This window comes from Ramlibacter lithotrophicus (assembly GCF_012184415.1).
Classification (GTDB): domain Bacteria; phylum Pseudomonadota; class Gammaproteobacteria; order Burkholderiales; family Burkholderiaceae_C; genus Ramlibacter; species Ramlibacter lithotrophicus.
In genome coordinates, this window is record NZ_VTOX01000005.1 from 72,028 (window position 1) to 90,075 (window position 18,048).

At 69.0% G+C, this 18,048-nt stretch carries 16 protein-coding genes; 12 read left to right on the top strand and 4 right to left on the bottom strand.

The features are described from left to right. The 6 genes from RAMLITH_RS14905 to RAMLITH_RS14930 all read left to right on the top strand — a co-directional run bounded on the left by RAMLITH_RS14905 (position 1) and on the right by RAMLITH_RS14930 (position 5,823). Positions 1-651 (top strand): retropepsin-like aspartic protease family protein, encoded by a 651-nt coding sequence (locus tag RAMLITH_RS14905; RefSeq protein WP_238344213.1) that lies wholly within the window; start codon positions 1-3, stop codon positions 649-651. Then, positions 651-2,252, top strand: coding sequence for an MFS transporter (locus tag RAMLITH_RS14910; RefSeq protein WP_168108228.1), 1,602 nt, complete (start codon positions 651-653; stop codon positions 2,250-2,252). Before RAMLITH_RS14905 ends, RAMLITH_RS14910 begins: the two co-directional genes overlap by 1 nt. Positions 2,253-2,369: 117 nt before the next feature. Beyond that, the gene (locus tag RAMLITH_RS14915) at positions 2,370-3,134 is read left to right on the top strand and encodes a metallophosphoesterase (protein ID WP_168108229.1); all 765 of its coding nucleotides are present in this window, start codon (positions 2,370-2,372) and stop codon (positions 3,132-3,134) included. Between the two features lie 83 nt (positions 3,135-3,217). After that, positions 3,218-3,946, top strand: a complete 729-nt coding sequence (locus RAMLITH_RS14920; RefSeq protein WP_168108230.1) for an RNA polymerase sigma factor — start codon at positions 3,218-3,220, stop codon at positions 3,944-3,946. 33 nt (positions 3,947-3,979) lie between these two features. Beyond that, the gene (locus RAMLITH_RS14925) at positions 3,980-4,564 is read left to right on the top strand and encodes a ferritin-like domain-containing protein (RefSeq protein ID WP_168108231.1); all 585 of its coding nucleotides are present in this window, start codon (positions 3,980-3,982) and stop codon (positions 4,562-4,564) included. 20 nt (positions 4,565-4,584) lie between these two features. Further along, a complete protein-coding gene (locus RAMLITH_RS14930; protein WP_168108232.1) occupies positions 4,585-5,823 on the top strand; it encodes a c-type cytochrome in 1,239 nt (412 codons plus the stop codon). A 91-nt stretch (positions 5,824-5,914) separates the two neighbouring features. Here RAMLITH_RS14930 and plsY read toward each other — a convergent pair whose 3' ends face one another. Genes plsY through RAMLITH_RS14945 form a run of 3 tightly spaced genes read right to left on the bottom strand, consistent with a single transcriptional unit; the run spans position 5,915 to position 8,244 of the window. Next, complete coding sequence (gene plsY / locus RAMLITH_RS14935) at positions 5,915-6,589, bottom strand: glycerol-3-phosphate 1-O-acyltransferase PlsY (protein ID WP_238344214.1); 675 nt, start codon at positions 6,587-6,589, stop codon at positions 5,915-5,917. A gap of 55 nt (positions 6,590-6,644) precedes the next feature. Next, on the bottom strand, positions 6,645-7,136 hold the full coding sequence (locus tag RAMLITH_RS14940; RefSeq protein WP_168108234.1) for an aminoacyl-tRNA deacylase: 492 nt from the start codon (positions 7,134-7,136) through the stop codon (positions 6,645-6,647). Between the two features lie 49 nt (positions 7,137-7,185). Next, the gene (locus RAMLITH_RS14945) at positions 7,186-8,244 is read right to left on the bottom strand and encodes an aldo/keto reductase (protein WP_168108235.1); all 1,059 of its coding nucleotides are present in this window, start codon (positions 8,242-8,244) and stop codon (positions 7,186-7,188) included. Between the two features lie 70 nt (positions 8,245-8,314). Between RAMLITH_RS14945 and RAMLITH_RS14950 the strand changes: the two genes are divergently transcribed. Continuing rightward, complete coding sequence (locus RAMLITH_RS14950; protein WP_168108236.1) at positions 8,315-9,049, top strand: DNA-formamidopyrimidine glycosylase family protein; 735 nt, start codon at positions 8,315-8,317, stop codon at positions 9,047-9,049. On the opposite strand, the gene RAMLITH_RS25795 is transcribed toward RAMLITH_RS14950, so the two are convergent. Further along, complete coding sequence (locus tag RAMLITH_RS25795; protein WP_238344215.1) at positions 9,043-11,025, bottom strand: acetate--CoA ligase; 1,983 nt, start codon at positions 11,023-11,025, stop codon at positions 9,043-9,045. The genes RAMLITH_RS14950 and RAMLITH_RS25795 overlap by 7 nt on opposite strands. Before the next feature lie 25 nt (positions 11,026-11,050). Between RAMLITH_RS25795 and RAMLITH_RS14965 the strand changes: the two genes are divergently transcribed. The 5 genes from RAMLITH_RS14965 to RAMLITH_RS14985 all read left to right on the top strand — a co-directional run bounded on the left by RAMLITH_RS14965 (position 11,051) and on the right by RAMLITH_RS14985 (position 18,023). Then, positions 11,051-11,956, top strand: a complete 906-nt coding sequence (locus RAMLITH_RS14965) for an alpha/beta fold hydrolase (protein ID WP_168108237.1) — start codon at positions 11,051-11,053, stop codon at positions 11,954-11,956. Positions 11,957-12,078: 122 nt separating this feature from the next. Continuing rightward, positions 12,079-12,996, top strand: a complete 918-nt coding sequence (locus RAMLITH_RS14970) for a DUF2927 domain-containing protein (RefSeq protein WP_168108238.1) — start codon at positions 12,079-12,081, stop codon at positions 12,994-12,996. 60 nt (positions 12,997-13,056) lie between these two features. Continuing rightward, a protein-coding gene (gene prfB / locus RAMLITH_RS14975) for a peptide chain release factor 2 (protein WP_168108239.1) occupies positions 13,057-14,161 on the top strand; the annotation gives its coding sequence in 2 pieces (ribosomal slippage) (positions 13,057-13,137 and positions 13,139-14,161; 1,104 coding nt in all). Between the two features lie 134 nt (positions 14,162-14,295). Beyond that, a complete protein-coding gene (gene pepN, locus RAMLITH_RS14980) occupies positions 14,296-16,953 on the top strand; it encodes an aminopeptidase N (protein ID WP_181017785.1) in 2,658 nt (885 codons plus the stop codon). A gap of 62 nt (positions 16,954-17,015) precedes the next feature. Next, entirely contained in the window at positions 17,016-18,023 is a 1,008-nt protein-coding gene (locus RAMLITH_RS14985) for a class 1 fructose-bisphosphatase (RefSeq protein ID WP_168108240.1), read from the top strand. Positions 18,024-18,048 lie beyond the last annotated feature (25 nt).

Sequence of the window (18,048 nt, forward strand, 5' to 3'; positions counted from 1 at the left end):
ATGGGCCTGCGGCTGGCGCTCGCCCTTGCCGTTGCGGCGCAGCTCGGGAGCGCCGCAGCCGGCGCGCAGACGGTGACGCTGCAAGGCATGCTGGGGAACCGGGCGCTGCTGATCGTCGACGGCAAGCCGCCCAAGGGCGTCGCGCCGGGCGACACGCACGCCGGGGTCAGGGTGATCTCCACCAGCGCGGACGCGGCCGTGGTCGAGATCGCGGGCCAGCGGCAGGTGCTGCGCCTGGGCGAGGCACCGGCCAGCGTCGGCGCGGCCGGCGTGCCGCCGCGCGGCAGCCGCATCGTGCTCACCGCCGGCAGCGGCGGCCACTTCATGGCCAGCGGCGCCATCAACGGCCGGGCGGCGCAGTTCGTAGTCGACACCGGCGCCACCTTCGTCTCGATGGGCGCGGCCGACGCCCAGCGCTTCGGCGTCGACTGGAAAGCCGGCCAGATCGGCTCCGCGCAGACCGCCAATGGCGTCATGCCGGCCTGGCGCGTCAAGCTCGCCTCGCTGCGCATCGGCGACGTCGAGTTGTTCGACGTCGATGCGCTCGTGTCGCAGCAGCCGATCCCCGCGATCCTGCTGGGCAACAGCTTCCTCAATCGCTTCCACATGAAGCGGGACCACGAACAGATGGTGCTGGAGCGCCGGTACTGATGCCGGAGCAAGCAAGCGCGGTGGCGCCGGCCGCCGACGATCTTTCGCCGCTCGCGCCACTGCGGCGCCCCGTCTTCCGCATGCTGTGGTTCACATGGCTGGCGGCCAACATCACGATGTGGATGAACGACGTGGCGTCGGCCTGGCTGATGACCTCGCTGGCGCCGTCGCCGCTGTGGGTGGCGCTGGTGCAGTCGGCCTCCACCTTGCCGGTGTTCCTGCTCGGGCTGCCCAGCGGCGCGCTGGCCGACATCCTGGACCGGCGGCGCTTCCTGATGGTCACGCAGTTCTGGGTGGCCGGCATCGCCACCGTCGTCTGCCTCGCGGTGGCGCTGGAGATGATGAGCGCGCCGCTGCTGCTGGCGCTCACCTTCGCCAACGGCGTGGGCCTGGCGATGCGCTGGCCGGTGTTCGCCGCGATCGTGCCGGAGCTGGTCCCGCGCCAGCAATTGCCGCTGGCGCTGGCGCTCAACGGCGTGTCGATGAACATCTCGCGCATCGTCGGGCCGCTGCTGGCCGGCGCCATCATCGCCGCCGCCGGCAGCGCCTGGGTGTTCGCCTTGAACGCCGTGCTGTCGGTGGTCGCCGGCTTCACCATCATGCGCTGGCGGCGAGTGCACCAGGAAAGCCCGCTCGGGCGCGAGCGGTTCACCAGCGCGATGCGGGTGGGCGTGCAATACGTGCGGCAGTCGCGGCGCCTGCGCGGCGTCTTCGCGCGCATCGCGGTCTTCTTCTTCCATTCCACGGCGCTGCTGGCGCTGCTGCCGCTGGTGGCGCGCGGCCTGCCGGGCGGCTCCGCCGGCACGTTCACGGTGCTGCTGGCGTCCATGGGCGGCGGCGCCATCGTCGCCGCGCTGTCGATCGCCCGCATCCGCCGCCTGATGCCGGTGCAACGCCTGCTGCTGGCGGGCGCGGCGCTGCAGTCGGTGGCCGTGCTGGCCGTGGCGCTGGCACCCAACGTCTACGTTGCGGTGCCCGCGATGTTCTGTGCCGGCGTGGCCTGGATCACGGTCGCCAACACGCTGACCGTGGCGGCGCAGATGGCACTGCCGGACTGGGTGCGGGCCCGCGGCATGTCGATCTACCAGATGTCGATCATGGGCTCGACCGCCGCCGGGGCCGCGCTGTGGGGCCAGGTCGCCACCTGGACCAGCATCGACCGCAGCCTGCTCGTCTCGGCGCTGACCGGCACGGTGCTGATGGCGCTCGCCCAGCGCCTGTTCGCCGACCGCGGCATCGAGGAAGACCTCACCCCGGCCCGCGTGTTCAAGGTACCGCATGCGGAGGCGCCGCCGCGGACCGGCCGGATCCAGGTGCAGATCGAGTACCGGATCGACCCGGCCCGCATGGACGAATTCATGGAGCTCATGCAGGAAAGCCGGCGCAGCCGCATGAGCCAGGGGGCGCTGGACTGGCAGGTGATGCGCGACGTGCACGAGCCGGGCCGGGTCGTCGAGACCGTGACCGACGAGTCGTGGACCGAGCACCTGCGCCGCTTCGATCGCGTCACGGCGGACGACGTCCGGCTGCGCGACCGCAAGCTCGCGTTCCACATCGGCGTCGCGCCCCCGGTCGTCAGCCGGTTCCTGATCGAGCGCTGATGAGGGCCTGTTCACACTGTTTTTGGCAGTGTGAACAGGCCAAGACCCTGCCGGCGCTGCGGGGGCGCCGGCGCCACGCGGCCCCAGGGACGAAATGCCGGTACGCTCCGCGCGAGCATGAAGCTGAACATCCTGTCCGACCTGCACCTTGGGCAAGGCGGCCTGCCGCCGCCGGACACCGATGCCGACCTGGTGATCCTGGCCGGCGACATCGCGCGGCCGCAGCCGGCCGTCGAATGGGCGGCGCAACTGGGCAAGCCGGTGCTGTACGTCGCCGGCAACCACGAGTTCTACGGCAACAGCCTGGGCGGCACCAGGCGCGCCCTCAAGGCGCACACCCACGGCACCCCGGTGCGCGTCCTCGACGACGACGAGGCGGTGATCGGCGGCGTGCGCTTCCTCGGCACCACGCTGTGGACCGACTTCCGGCTGTTCGGCGACGGTCCCGGTCGCGACGAAGCGCAGGCGCAGGCGCTGCGCTTCATGCGCGACTTCAGCCGCATCTTCATCGACGACGCGCTGCGGCAGCCGCTGGCGCCGGACGACACGGTGCGGGAATTCGAACGCCACGCGGCATGGCTCGCCGCACGCCTGGCGCAGCCGTTCGACGGTCCGACGGTGGTGATCACGCATCACGCGCCTTCGCGCGGCAGCATCCACCCGCGCTTTGCCGGCTCGCCGGTCAACGCCTGCTTCGTTTCCGACGCGCAGCACCTGCTCGGCGCCGACCGGGTGCAGCTGTGGGTGCACGGCCATACCCACGACAGCTTCGACTACCGGGTGGACGGCACCCGCGTGGTGTGCAACCCGCGGGGCTACTCGCGGGACGGCGTCAACGAGAACGCCGGCTTCGATCCGCATTTCACGGTCGAGCTCGGCTGAGCCGCTGGCGCTCTTTTTCGGGCGGCCCTGTCACCTTTGGCGGCCGGCCTGCGTCTAACGACCAGGAAAGCGAGAAACCTGAGATGCCTGCGCTCCAACTCGACCCGGTTCCGGCCACCGCCGCGGCGGCCGCCGCCAGCGACGTGCAACTGGCGCTCAGTGCTGCCGCCGGCAACGCGAGCGCCTTCGAAACCATCGTGCGCCGGCACAACCGGCTGCTGTTCCGCACGGCGCGCGGCGTGGTCGCCGACGACGCCGAGGCCCAGGACGTGGTGCAGGAAACCTACCTGCGCGCTTTCACCAACCTGCACGCCTTTCGCGGCGACTCGGCGCTGGGGACCTGGCTCGCCCGCATCGCGATCAACGTCGCGCTGACCGTCCAGCGCAGGAAAGGCCACCTCGTGCAATTGCAGGCGGGCGGCGACGACGAGGGCGATGCACCCGAACTGGAGGACGCCATGGCGGCGCAGACCACCGACAGCGAAGCGCCCGACGCGGCGGCCCAGCGCCATGAGGTCCGCGAGCTGCTGCAGGCCGCGATCGGCGAGCTGCCGCCGATCTACCGCAGCGCATTCATGTTGCGCGCCGTCGAGGAGCTGAGCGTGCAGGAGACGGCGTTCTGCCTCGGCGTGAGCGAGGACGTCGTGAAGACCCGCTTCCTGCGCGCCCGCGCCATGTTGCGCGACCGGCTGGCGCTGCGCGTGGAAGCCAGCGCCGCGGAAACCTTTGCCTTCGCCGGCCAGCGCTGCGACGCGGTGCTGGCGCACGTGATGGCCGAACTCGTACGCCGGGGGCTGGTGCGCCTGCACTGATCCCGGGCATTTTCCGGACCCAAGGAGACCACCATGACATCGAGAATCTTCGTTCCCTCGCAGCGGCTGGCGCTGCCTTCGCGCCGCAACGTCGTCGCCGGCGGCGTGCTGTCCGCCGCCGCGGTGGCCCTGCTCGGCGGCCGTGACGCGCTCGCGGCGAAGAACACGGCGGCCAAGGGCGACGGCCAGGGCGACATTGCCATCCTCAACGCCGCGCTGGCCGCCGAATACCAGGCGATCGCCGCCTACCAGGTCGGGGCCGAAAGCGGCTTGCTCACCGCCAGCGTGAAGCCGCTGGCCTTGCAGTTCCAGGGCCACCACAAGGCCCACGCCGACGTGCTGGCCGGCACCGTGCAAAAGCTCGGCGGCAAGCCGGTCGCGGCCAAGGCGAAGTACGACTTCCCGCTCGAGAAGCTCAAGACCCAGGCCGACGTGCTGCAGTTCGCGGCGGGCCTGGAAAAAGGTGCCGTCTCAGCCTATCTCGGCGCGGTGCCCAAGTTCGACGATCGCGCGCTGTCGCATGCCGCCGCCAGCATCCTGGGCGACGAGGCGATGCACTGGGCCGTGCTGCGGCAGGCCCTGGGTGAGCAGCCCGTTCCCGCGGCGTTCGTCGGGTAAGCGCCACCAGGAAGCCCATCATGCGATCCATCCACGAGGCCCCGGCCGAAGCCGGGGCGGGACGCACTCGTCCAGCTTTCAGGTGGTGGCTGGCCGCCCTGCCGCTCGCCGTGCTCGCCGCCTGCGGCGGCGGCTCCTCCACCGGCCCGAGCGAGCAGGATCTCGCTGCCCAGGGCCGGCAGATCTTCCGCTTCGACACCTTCGGCGACGAGGCGAAATGGACCGGCCAGTTGCGCATGCACGAAGTGATCAGCCAGGCGGTCGATCCTGCGACGGCACTGGCTGTGGGCCTCAAGGTCGATGCCGAGGCACTGCCGCCGGCCGTGGCGCAAGGCATCCGCGACGGCACGATCGACCTCACCGATCCGAGGACAACCGTGGCCCTGCTGAAGCTCGACGCCGTCGTCGGCTTGAAAGGCACGGTGGAGACCGTCGACGGTCAGGACCGGCTCACCAAGGTGGGCACGACCTGCGCGCTGTGCCACTCCACGGTCGACGACTCGTTCGCACCCGGCATCGGCAAGCGGCTCGACGGCTGGGCCAACCGCGACCTGAATCCGGGCGCGATCATCGCGTTGTCGCCGGCACTGCCGGCCGCCACCAGGGCGGTGTTCAACAGCTGGGGCCCGGGCAAGTACGACCCGCGCTTCAACCTCGACGGCCAGAGCAAGCCGCTGGTGATTCCGCCGGCGTACGGCCTGCAGGACATCCACCGCATCACCTTCACCGGCGACGGCGAGGACATCGCGTACTGGAACCGCTACGTCGGCGTGACGCAGATGGGCGGCCTGGGCACCTTCACCGAACCGCGCCTGAACCTGTCGGTCACCAACGGCACGGTGGACCTGGTGACGAGCAAGCTGCCTGCACTGCAGGCCTACCAGCTCTCGCTGCTGCCGCCGCCCGCGCCCGCCGGCAGCTTCGACGTCGCGGCGGCGGCAAGGGGCAAGGCCGTCTTCGAGGGGCCGGGCCGCTGCGCCACCTGCCACACGGGAGCGAAGTTCACCGATGCCAACGAGCGTTTGCATCCGGCGGCCGACTCGATGGCGGAGCCGGAGATTCCGAGCTACGCGTCGCGCACCGCGACGAAGCAGTACCGCACCAGCCCGCTGCGCGGCGTCTGGCAGCACGCCCCGTATTTCCACGACGGGTCGGCGGCGACGCTCCAGGACGTGGGTCAGCGCTACAACAGCCGGCTGGCGCTGGGGCTCAGCGCGCAGCAGGTCGCCGACCTGGCGCAGTACCTCAAGTCGCTGTAGGGGAAGCTCTCCAGGCTTGCCCTGGGTCTGGCACCTGGCATCTCATCCCGGAAAAGCACCGTCGCGCACGGCGGGATTGGTCAGAGCTTCCCTACTGATGGTGGCCGTGGCGGCCGTGGTGGCGCGGCGGGGGCTCGGGGGCCTTCTTCGCGCCGATCCGCGACTCGGTGCCTTTCAGCAGGCGCGTGATGTTCTCGCGGTGGCGATACAGCAGCAGGCCGGCCATCGCGGCGAGCACGATCGCCACCGTGGCGTCCACGTACCAGGCGATGCGGTTCCCCAGCAGGTAATACACCGGCGCGAACACGGCCGACACCAGCGAGGCCAGCGAGGAATAGCGGAAGAAGAAGGCGATGATCAGCCAGGTGAGCGCGGTCGCGAGGCCCAGCACTGCGTCGATGCCGAACACCACGCCGATGAAGGTGGCCACGCCCTTGCCGCCCTTGAAGCGGAAGAAGACCGGATACAGGTGGCCAAGGAAAGCGGCGAGGCCGACCAGCGCCATGGTGCCTTCCTCCAGGCCGTAGGGCTTGCCCAGCAGCCTGACCAGCAGCACCGGCAGCCAGCCCTTGACGCCGTCGAGCAACAGCGTGACGGCTGCTGCCGCCTTGCTGCCGGAACGCAGCACGTTGGTCGCGCCCGGGTTCCTGCTGCCGAAGGTGCGCGGGTCCTGCAGGCCCATGAGCCGGCTGACGATGACCGCGAAGGAGAGCGAGCCGGCGAGGTAGCCGAGGACGATGGCGATGACAGAGTAGAGAGGTTGCAAGGCAGGCTCCGGCGGCGATGAGGCTCGACCGTATTCTGCCAGCGGCGGGTGTCCGTCATTCCTCCAGGGCGCAACGCACCGGCTTCGCATCCAGCAGCCGCACGCATACCTCGGGAGCTATCCCGACCAGGTAGCCGCGGCGGCCGCCGTTCAGGACGATGCGCGGCAACTGCAGGATCGTCTCCTCGACGTACACCGGCATCGCCCGGCGCGTGCCGAACGGCGACGTGCCGCCCACCAGGTAACCGCTGTGGCGGCTGGCGACCTCGGGCTGGCACGGCTCGACCGACTTCGCGCCGATCTGGCGTGCCAGGTTCTTGGTCGACACCTTGCGGTTGCCGTGCATCAGCACGATGAGCGGCCTGGCTTTCTCGTCCTGCATCACCAGCGTCTTGACGACGGTGAACGGATCGAACCCAAGCACCTTCGCGCTGTGCTGCGCGCCGCCGTGTTCGAGGTACTCGTACGGGTGCTCGGTGAAGTCGACGCCGTTGGCCCTGAGGAAGGCCGTGGCCGGCGTCTCGCTGACATGCTCTTTCCTGGCCATGAACGGATTGTGGCGCGCCCGGAATGAAATCGGTCCCGCCTCCCGCCTCTCAATGAGCCGGGTCCCGAATCTCCCACCGGATCCGGTCGATCTCGGCCAGCACCTGCGGCGACAGTCTGGTGCCCCACGCGTCGAGGTCCTCGTCCAGTTGCGCGACCGAGGTGACGCCGATGATCGTGCTGGCCACCTGCCACCTGGTGTAGCACCAGGCCAGCGCCATCCGGGCGGGCGTCATGCCGTGGTCGCGCGCCAGCTGGTTGTAACGGCGCGCCGCGGCCAGCGCCTCGGGCCGGCCCCAGCGCTGCTTGCGCACCGACTCGTAGCGCCCGATGCGGCCGTCGCGCGCTGCCGCGCCCTCGAACCCGCCCGCGTCGTACTTCCCGGTCAGCAGGCCGAAGCCGAGCGGCGAGTACGCCAGCAACGACACGTCGAGCCGGTGCATGGTTTCGTCCAGGCCGTTTTCGAGCCCCCGGCTGACGAGGCAGAACACGTTCTGCACCGTAGCGATCCGCGGCAGGCCATGCTGCTCGGCGAGCCGCACGAATTCGTGCACGCCGTACGGCGTTTCATTGGACAGGCCGATATGGCGCACCTTGCCTTCGTGCACCAGCCGCCCCAGCGTTTCCAGCTGCTCGTGGATCGAGGTCTGCGAACGTTCCTGCGCCGGGTCGTAGTACTGCTGGCCGAACGCCGGGACGTGACGCTCGGGCCAGTGGATCTGGTACAGGTCGATCACGTCGACCTTCAACCGCCGCAGCGAGCCTTCGCACGAGTCGACGATGTCCTGCGCCGTCATGCCGTTGCCGGGCCGGATCCACGGCATGCCGCGCGCCGGGCCGGCGACCTTGGTCGCCAGCGTGATCCTGTGCCGCAGGTCCGGCCGCTTGCCGAGCCAGTTGCCGATGATGGTTTCGGTGGCCCCGCAGGTCTCGGCCCGGGCCGGCACCGCGTACATCTCCGCGGTGTCGATGAAATCGACACCGCGCTCCACGGCGCGGTCGAGGATGGCATGGGCGGTCGGCTCGTCGACCTGTTCGCCGAAAGTCATGGTGCCCAGGCAGACGGGCGTGACATCCAGGTCGCTGCGGCCGAGACGGATTCTTTGCATGTGGTGACAGACACACGTGTTGCTGAAGGGCCAGCATCTTACCGAGCAGCGACGCTGTCCGCAGGGGCATATGCCGGAAGGCCCTTCGATCGTGATCCTCAAGGAGCAGGCCGGTCCCTTCGAGGGACGGAAGGTCCTGCGGGTGGACGGCAACACCAGCATCGCCAAGGAGCGGCTGAAGGGGCGGCGGATCGAATCGCTGCGCAGCTGGGGCAAGCACTTCCTGCTGGACCTCGGCGAGTTCTCGCTGCGCGTGCATTTCCTGATGTTCGGCAGCTACCGCATCAACGAGCGCAGGGAGGATCGCCCGCCGCGGCTGTCGCTGGGATTCGCGCGCGGCGCCGAACTCAATTTCTACAGCTGCTCGGTGCGCTTCATCGAGGAGCCGCTCGACGCCGTCTACGACTGGCGCGCCGACGTGATGTCCGACCGGTGGGACGCGGCGCTGGCGCGCAAGCGGCTGCGGGCGGCGCCCGACACCCTCGCCTGCGACGCGCTGCTGAACCAGGACTGGTTCGCCGGCGTCGGCAACATCATCAAGAACGAAGTGCTGTTCCGCATCCGCGTGCACCCGCTGTCGACCGTTGGCGCGCTGCCGCCGAGGCAGTTGCAGGCGCTGGTGCGCGAGGCGCGGCAGTACAGCTTCGACTTCCTGGAATGGAAGAAGGCCTACGTGCTCAGGAAACACTGGCTCGCGCACACGAAGCGCACCTGCCCGCGCTGCGAGATCCCGTTCGTCAAGGCGCACCTCGGGACGACCAACCGCCGCAGCTTCTTCTGCGAACGCTGCCAGGTGCGCTACTGAGCGCCGGCGCGGGCGCGCTCCTCTTCCCGCAGCCGCAGCACCCGCCGCTGCACCTTGCCGGTGGTGGTCATGGGCAGAGCCTCGATGAACTCGATTTCCTTCGGATACTCGTACGGCGCGAGCTTGCCCTTCACGTGGGCCTGCAGCTGCGCGATGAGATGAGAGTCGAAACCGGCCTGCGCCAGCCGCGCCGCGTAGTCGGGCGCGAGCACGACGAACGCCTTCACCACGGCTCCGCGCTCGCGGTCCGGCTTGGGCACGACGGCGGCGTTGATCACGGCCGGATGCTTGACCAGGCAGTTCTCGATCTCGCTCGGCCCGATGCGGTAGCCCGCGGCCTTGAACACGTCGTCGGCCCGGCCCTGGTACCAGAGGTAGCCGTCCTCGTCGCGCGTGGCGAGGTCGCCGGTGCGGCACCAGTCGCCCGTGTACTTGGCCCGGGTGGCGCCTTCGTTCTTCCAGTAGCCGAGGAAGAAGATGGGGTCCGGGTCGCCATGCACGTCGTAGCGGTTCACCGCGACGTCGCCCGCGACGCCAGGCGGGCACTCGTTGCCGTCGTCGTCGATCACGGCGACGCGATGGCCGGGATACGGACGCCCCATGCTCCCGGGGCGCGCCGGCCAGCCGACCTGCGGGTGGTGCGGCACGGGCGGCGCGCCGGGCGTGTCGCTCCATTCCATGCCGCAGTTGCCGACGACGTAATTGATCTCGGTCTGGCCGAACATCTCGTTGACGGTGACACCCAGCTGGTCGCGGCAATAGCCGAACACCGCATCGCCCACCGCTTCGCCGGCGCTCATGATCGCCTGCAGCCGCAGCCGGAACTGCTTTCGAGGCTCGGGGAACGCCTTCATCATCGCCTTGAGCGCGGTGGGGAACAGGAAGGTGTGCGTCACGCCGTGTTGCTGCATCAGCTCGAAGGCAAGCTCGGGGCTGAAGCGGCCGTTGCAGCCGACGATGGTGCGGCCGAAGTAGAGGGTGGGGAGCAGCGCGTCCATCAATCCACCCGTCCAAGCCCAGTCGGCTGGTGACCAGAACACTGACGTGTTCTGGTCAGCGCCGCTGGGCGCGCTCTCGGCTTCGCCGGAGCGGACCGCCCGCAATGTGCTCCCCCCCTCCCCCGCCCTCCCCCTCGAGGGGGAGGGAGTGAACTCCCCCGGCGAAGCCGGGGCTTCCCCGAATGTGCCCGCCCCCACCCCAACCCTCCCCCTCGAGGGGGAGGGCGTGAATGCCCTGGCCGTGGCAGCAGTCGCGAGATCTGCGATCTCGCTCCCTCCGGGGTGAAATCCGAACCAGTTCTGGCTGCACACGAAACCGGGCAGGTTGCCGATCAGGGCGCGATGGGGAATCAGTGCGCCTTTCGGTGGGCCGGTCGTGCCGCTGGTGTAGATCAGGACGGCGCCGTCGTCGGCCTTCGTGCGCACCGGCGGGAAGCGTCCGCGATGCCGATCGAGCTCGGCCACCCAGTCGAGGTCGGCGCGCAGCGCGGCGGCGCCCACGCCGATCAGGGTCCGCAGCGCCGGGCAGGCCGCACGGATCGCGAGCATGTTGCCGATCGAGCTCTCGTCGCAGATCGCGACGGCCGCCTCGCTGTCTTGCAGCCGGTACTCCAGCGCGTCCGGGCCGAACAGCATCGACAGCGGCATCGCCACGGCGCCCATCTGGAAGACGGCGATGTAGGCGATCGCCGTCTCGAACCGCTGCGGCATCACGATCGCCACGCGGTCGCCGCGCCGCACGCCCAGCGCCGCCAGCGCGTGGCTCAGGCGGTCGGCCGAACGCTGCAGCGCGCCGTAGGTCAGCGTGTCCGATCCCGGTGGCGCACCGTGGGCGCGGATGGCGACGCGTTCGCCGGCGTCGGTGCCCGCCGCCCAGCGCGCACTGCATGCCTGCGCGATGTTGAAATCGGCCGGCACCCGCCAACCGAAGTCCGCGTGCATGCGGGCGTGGTTGTCCCTGCGTTGACTGACGACCATCGGCGGCCTCCTTATGATGGGCTGAATGTACCAAGCGAAGAGAGCCGCGCGCAGCGAGTTTGTCCCGATCCGCCACATCGACTACCACGTCTGGATCTGGGGCGAGCCTGCACCGGGGCGCGTGCCGCTGGTGATGGTGCACGGCTGGATGGACGTCGCCGCCTCGTACCAGTTCATGGTGGACGCGTTCGCGAACGACCACTACGTGATCGCGCCGGACTGGCGCGGCTATGGCCTCACGCGGTCCGCGCCGACCGACGCCTACTGGTTTCCGGACTACCTCGGCGACCTCGACCAGCTGATCGACCACTACTCGCCCGACGCTCCGGTGCACCTCGTCGGCCACAGCATGGGCGGCAACGTCGCGATGATGTACGCCGGCGTGCGGCCGCACCGCATCCGCCGCCTGGTAAACCTCGAAGGCTTCGGCATGCCGGCGACCCGCCCCACGCAGGCACCCAGGCGGATCGCCCGCTGGCTCGACGAGCTCAAGGCGCACCGTCGCGGCGAAATGGACCTCAAGACCTACGAATCCGCCGCCGGGGTCGCCGAGCGCCTGATGAAGACCAATCGGCGGCTCGGCGCCGACAAGGCGCACTGGCTGGCGCAGCACTGGGCCCGCCAGGACGAGCAGGGACGCTGGCGCGTGCTGGGCGACCCCGCCCACAAGGTCATCAATCCCCAGCTCGCCCGCGTCGACGAGGTGCTGGAAATCTACCGTTCGATCACGGCGCCGACGCTGGCCGTCGAGACGCGGGAAGACAGCCTCACCCAGTGGTGGCGCGGCAAGTACACCTTGGCGGAGTACCACGAACGTCTGAAGGCGCTGTCCGACGTGCGGGTGGAGGTCGTGGATGACGCCGGCCACATGGTCCATCACGACCAACCTGAACTGCTGGCGCGCCTCATCGAGACCTTCCTCGACGCGTAAACGCAGTACTGGTGCGACAAATTACCGTTGTGTTCGCGATCGCCAGCTCAAGAAGTAACAGCGCTTGAGGTAGGAGGCGTCCTACGGCAGACTGCTGTCACCAAGTGTGCTCGAGGTGACGGATGCGGAGAATCTGTTGGGGACTGTGTCTGGCGTTCCTGCTGCCGGCGGCAGCGGTTGCCCAGGAGCTCGACCAGGGTTTCGCGACCCTGTGGGAAGTGCTGTGGCACCAGAGCGGCACCCCGACTCGCATTGTCCGCTGGGAGAACGACATCCGGGTGCGGATCGGCGGCGTCAATGCGGCGGCGCACCGCGAACACCTGCTCAAGGCCCTGGGCGACGTCACCCGTGAAGCCGGCGTCAAGCTGGTCGACGTCAGCGGCCAGGTCGACGCCGAGCAGACCGCCAACCTCACGATCGAGATCACGCCCGACAACCAGCTCGAAGACATCCAGCCCTGCGTCACCTATCTCGACTTCCGGACCGAGACCCGCATCGACAGCGCCACCGTGCAGATGCGCGACAAGGACGCCTGGCGCTGCGCATACCACGAGTCCATGCACGTCATGGGCGTGCGCGGCCACCCGGCCGGGCAGACCGTGCTCAGCTATTTCCCCTGGAAGATCGACGGCCTGCTCCCGCTGGACCGGGTGATGCTGCGTGCCTGGTACTCCAACCGGATGGCCGCCGGCATGACGCCGTTCGAGGCGCTGCCCGTGCTGGCCGACGAGCTGGTGGCCACGGCGGCCGACAAGCAGGCGGCCATGCGCTCGCGCGACCAGTTCTTCGGCGGGATCATCCAGAAGATGCACGCCTACGCCAACGGGCAGGGCGACGTGCCGGCGGTCATCAAGCGCTCGGGCAAGTCGACGCCGGATGGGATCCGCTTCGGCCGCAGCGAGATGAGCTACTTCCTGGGCATCGCCTACCTCGAGGGCGTGACCGTGCAGCGCGACGCGACCCAGGCCGTGAAATGGCTGGAGCGCGCGGCCAACCTCGGCAACCGCAACGCGCAGACCAAGCTCGGCGGTTTCAGGTAGGCACCGGCCGCAGCGCGGCCGGTCCATGAGAAAATGGCGGGTTCACCAGAAAGAATCGCCATGGAAGCAGAACGCATCAACCAGATCGGCACCCAGCTGGCCGACCTCGCCGCCCGTACCGCAGCCCTCCGGGGGTATCTTTGACTTCGATGCCAAATCGGAGCGCCTGAGGACCGTCAACGCGTCGCTCGAAGACCCGCAGGTCTGGAACGATCCCAGGAAGGCCCAGGAACTGGGCAAGGAAAAGAAGCAGCTCGACGGCGTGGTCCTCATGCTGTCCAACCTCACGCGCGAGCTCGGCGACAACCTCGAGTTGTTCGAGATGAGCAAGGAGGAAGGCGACGAGGCCGGCCTCGCCACGATCGAGCAGGAGGCTGCGAAGCTCGCGCAGGACGTCGAGGCGCTGGAATTCCGCCGGATGTTCAACAACCCGGCGGACCCGCTGAACTGCTTCCTGGACATCCAGGCCGGCGCCGGCGGGACCGAAGCCTGCGACTGGGCCAGCATGCTGCTGCGCCAGTACCTGAAGTACGCCGAGCGCAAGGGCTTCAAGTCGACGGTGGAGGACGAGACGCCGGGCGACACGGCCGGCATCAAGGGCGCCACCATCAAGATCGAGGGTGAGTACGCCTACGGGCTGCTGCGCACCGAAACCGGCGTGCACCGGCTGGTGCGCAAGTCGCCGTTCGACTCGTCCGGCGGCCGCCACACCAGCTTCGCCAGCGTCTTCGTCTATCCGGAGATCGACGACTCGATCGAGATCGAGATCAACCCGGCGGACGTTCGGGTGGACACCTACCGCGCCAGCGGCGCCGGCGGCCAGCACATCAACAAGACGGATTCGGCCGTGCGCCTCACGCACATGCCGACCGGCATTGTCGTGCAGTGCCAGGACAGCCGCAGCCAGCACAGCAACCGCGACGTCGCCTGGAAGCGGCTGCGCTCGCGCCTGTACGACCACGAGATGCGCAAGCGCATGGAAGAACAGCAGAAGCTGGAAGACACCAAGACCGACGTCGGCTGGGGCCACCAGATCCGCAGCTACGTGCTGGACAACAGCCGCATCAAGGACCTGCGCACCGGCGTGGAGATCTCGGCGACCCAGAAGGTGCTGGACGGCGACCTGGACGCGTTCATCGAAGCATCCCTGAAGCAAGGCGTATGACGGCCGCCGTGCTCCGGCCGGCGGCGCCCGCCGCCTGCACGACCCATTCCGCCGGCGAACCGGCGGGCCCCACGTGGCGGCGCAAGTGCGCGACCACGACGAACTGAAAACCAAGAATTTCCTGGAGACCCTCCATGCTGCGTGAAGGCCAGAACAACGTGATCTACCGCGCCGACTACCAGGCGCCGGGCTACTGGATCGACTCGGTGGAGCTCAGCTTCGACCTCGACCCCGCGAAGACGCGCGTGCTGAACCGCATGAAGCTGCGGCGCAACCTCGACGCCGCGCCCCAGCCGCTGCGGCTGGACGGCGAGGAGCTGAACCTCGCCCGCGTGCTTGTCAACGGACAAGGCACGTCGTTCAAGCTGGAAGACAACCAGCTGGTGCTCGAGAACCTGCCGGAAGGCGGCGACAGCTTCGACCTGGAGATCCTCACCACCTGCCAGCCGGCGAAGAACACCAAGCTGATGGGCCTGTACGTCAGCAACGACTCGTTCTTCACGCAGTGCGAGGCCGAGGGCTTCCGCCGCATCACCTACTTCCTGGACCGGCCCGACGTGATGGCCAGCTTCACGGTGCTGCTGCGCGCGGACAAGGCGAAATACCCGGTGCTGCTGTCCAACGGCAACCTGGTCGACCAGGGCGACCTGGCGGACGGCCGCCACTTCGCGAAGTGGGTCGACCCGTTCCGCAAGCCGAGCTACCTGTTCGCGCTGGTCGCCGGCAACCTGGTCGCGCGGGAGCAGCGCATCCGCGCGCGGGGCGGCAAGGAACACCTGCTGCAGGTGTTCGTGCGCGCCGGCGACCTCGACAAGACCGAGCACGCGATGAACTCGCTGATGGCCTCCATCGCCTGGGACGAGGCCCGCTTCGGCCTGCCGCTGGACCTCGAACGCTTCATGATCGTCGCCACCAGCGACTTCAACATGGGCGCGATGGAGAACAAGGGCCTGAACATCTTCAACACGAAGTACGTGCTGGCCAGCCAGGCCACGGCGACCGACACCGATTTCGCGAACATCGAGTCGGTGGTCGGTCACGAGTACTTCCACAACTGGACCGGCAACCGCGTCACCTGCCGCGACTGGTTCCAGCTCTCGCTGAAGGAAGGCCTGACGGTCTTTCGCGACCAGGAGTTCAGCCAGGACCTGGCCGGCGAGGCATCGGCGCGCGCCGTCAAGCGCATCGAGGACGTTCGCGTGCTGCGCACCGCGCAGTTCCCCGAGGACGCCGGCCCGATGGCGCACCCGGTGCGTCCCGACCAGTACCTCGAGATCAACAATTTCTACACCGTCACCGTCTACGAGAAGGGCGCCGAGGTCGTGCGCATGATGCAGACCCTGGTGGGCCGCGAAGGGTTCGCGCGCGGCCTCAAGCTCTACTTCGAACGGCATGACGGCCATGCGGTGACCTGCGACGATTTCGCCCAGGCGATCGCCGACGCCAACCCGGATTCGACGCTGGCCCGCCTGCTCGATCAGTTCAAGCGCTGGTACAGCCAGGCCGGCACGCCGCGCGTGCGCGCCAGCGGCCTCTACGACGCCGATGCGCGGACCTACCGCCTGACGCTGGCGCAAAGCTGCGCCCCCACGCCGGGGCAGGACGTCAAGGAACCGTTCGTCATCCCGGTGGGCCTGGGCCTCGTCGGCGCCGACGGGGCCGAACTGGCGAGCGGCATGCACGTGCTCACGCAGGAGAGCGAGACGCTCACCTTCGAGAACATCGGCAGCGAGCCGGTGCCCTCGATCCTGCGCGGCTTCAGCGCGCCGGTGATCCTCGAGTTCGACTACAGCGACGCCCAGCTGATCGCGCTGCTGGCGCACGACACCGACCCGTTCAACCGCTGGGAGGCGGGCCAGCGCCTGGCCGTGAACCGGGCCCTCGGTTTCATCCGCGACGCCGGCGTGGCAGCCCGCGACATTCGGCTCGACCCTCCATTCATGAACGCGATGCGCGCGGTCCTCCGCCATCCCACGCTGGACGCGGCGTTCAAGGAACTGGTGCTGACACTGCCGGCCGAAACCTACATCGCCGAGCAGCTCGACGTGGTCGATCCGCAGCGCATCCACGCGGTGCGCGAGGCGATGCGCGAACAGCTCGCGCGCGAACTCGCCCCCGACTGGGAACAGGCCTTCGAGCAGCACCGCGAGAGCGGCGCCTACCGGCCCGATCCGGTGTCCTCGGGCCGCCGCGCCCTGACCGGCATGGCGCTGTCCAACCTGTGCCTGGCGGCCCGGGCGAGCGGCGACCAGGTCTGGCCCGGCAAGGCGTACCAGCGGTTCAAGGATGCGGGCAACATGACCGATCGCTTCAACGCCCTGGCGGCGCTGGTCACGTCGGGCAGCGAACTCGCGGCGCCCGCCCTGCAGCGCTTCCACGCGATCTTCAAGGACGAAGCGCTGGTGCTCGACAAGTGGTTCGCCCTGCAGGCCGGGGCGCCGGACCGCGGCGGCAACGTGCTGCCGGCCGTGAAGCAGTTGATGAACCACCCGGACTTCAACATCCGCAATCCCAACCGCGCGCGCAGCGTGATCTTCAGCTATTGCAGCGCCAATCCCGGCGGCTTCCACCGCCCGGACGCGGCCGGCTACGTCTTCTGGTCCGAGCGCGTGCTGGAGCTCGACGCGATCAATCCGCAGGTGGCGGCCCGCCTCGCGCGGGCCCTCGACCGCTGGAAGAAACTGGTGGAGCCGCTGCGCAGCGCCGCCCGCGAGGCGATCGCCCGCGTCGCGGCCCGCCCCGACCTGAGCAACGACGTGCGCGAGGTGGTCACCCGCGCGCTGGCCGACTGACGCGGCGCCCCACTGCGGCCCGGCTCCGGGCCACAATGGAGCATCGAACAGCAGGAGACCCCATGGCATCGCGAACGATTTCCCTCACCCGCTACCTCGTCGAGCAGCAGCGCATCGACGGACTGATCCCGGGGCAGTTGCGGCTGCTGCTGGAAGTGGTGGCGCGCGCGTGCAAGCGCATCAGCCAGGCCGTCAACAAGGGCGCCGTGGGCGACATCCTGGGCGCGGCCGGCAGCGAGAACGTGCAAGGCGAGATGCAGAAGAAGCTCGACATCATCGCCAACGAGGTGCTGATCGAGGCCAACGAATGGGGCGGCCACCTGGCGGCCATGGCGTCCGAGGAAATGGAAGGCATCTACGTGGTGCCCAACCGCTATCCCCAGGGCGAGTACCTGCTGCTGTTCGATCCCCTGGACGGCTCCAGCAACATCGACGTCAACGTCAGCATCGGCACCATCTTCAGCGTGCTGAAGAAGCCCGAAGGCCACCCCGGCGTGACCGAGGAGGACTTCCTGCAGCCTGGCAGCCGGCAGGTGGCGGCGGGCTACTGCGTGTACGGCCCGCAGACCACCCTGGTCCTCACCGTCGGCGACGGCGTCGCCGAGTTCACGCTGGACCGCGAGCAGGGATCGTTCATCCTGGTGCAGGAGAACATGCGCATTCCCGAGGACACGCGCGAATTCGCGATCAACATGAGCAACATGCGGCACTGGGCGCCGCCGGTGAAGCGCTACATCGACGAGTGCCTGGCCGGCAAGGACGGCCCGCGCGGCAAGGACTTCAACATGCGCTGGATCGCGTCGATGGTGGCGGACGTGCACCGCATCATCACGCGCGGCGGCATCTTCATGTACCCGTGGGACAAGCGCGAGCCGGAAAAGCCGGGCAAGCTGCGGCTGATGTACGAGGCCAACCCGATGGGCTGGCTGATCGAACAGGCCGGCGGTGCGGCGACGAACGGGATGCAGCGCATCCTCGACATCCAGCCGACGAAATTGCACGAGCGGGTGTCGGTGATCCTCGGGAGCAAGAACGAGGTGGAGCGGGTCACGTCCTACCACCGTCAGTAAGACGGAAGCGGGAACGAGATCCGTA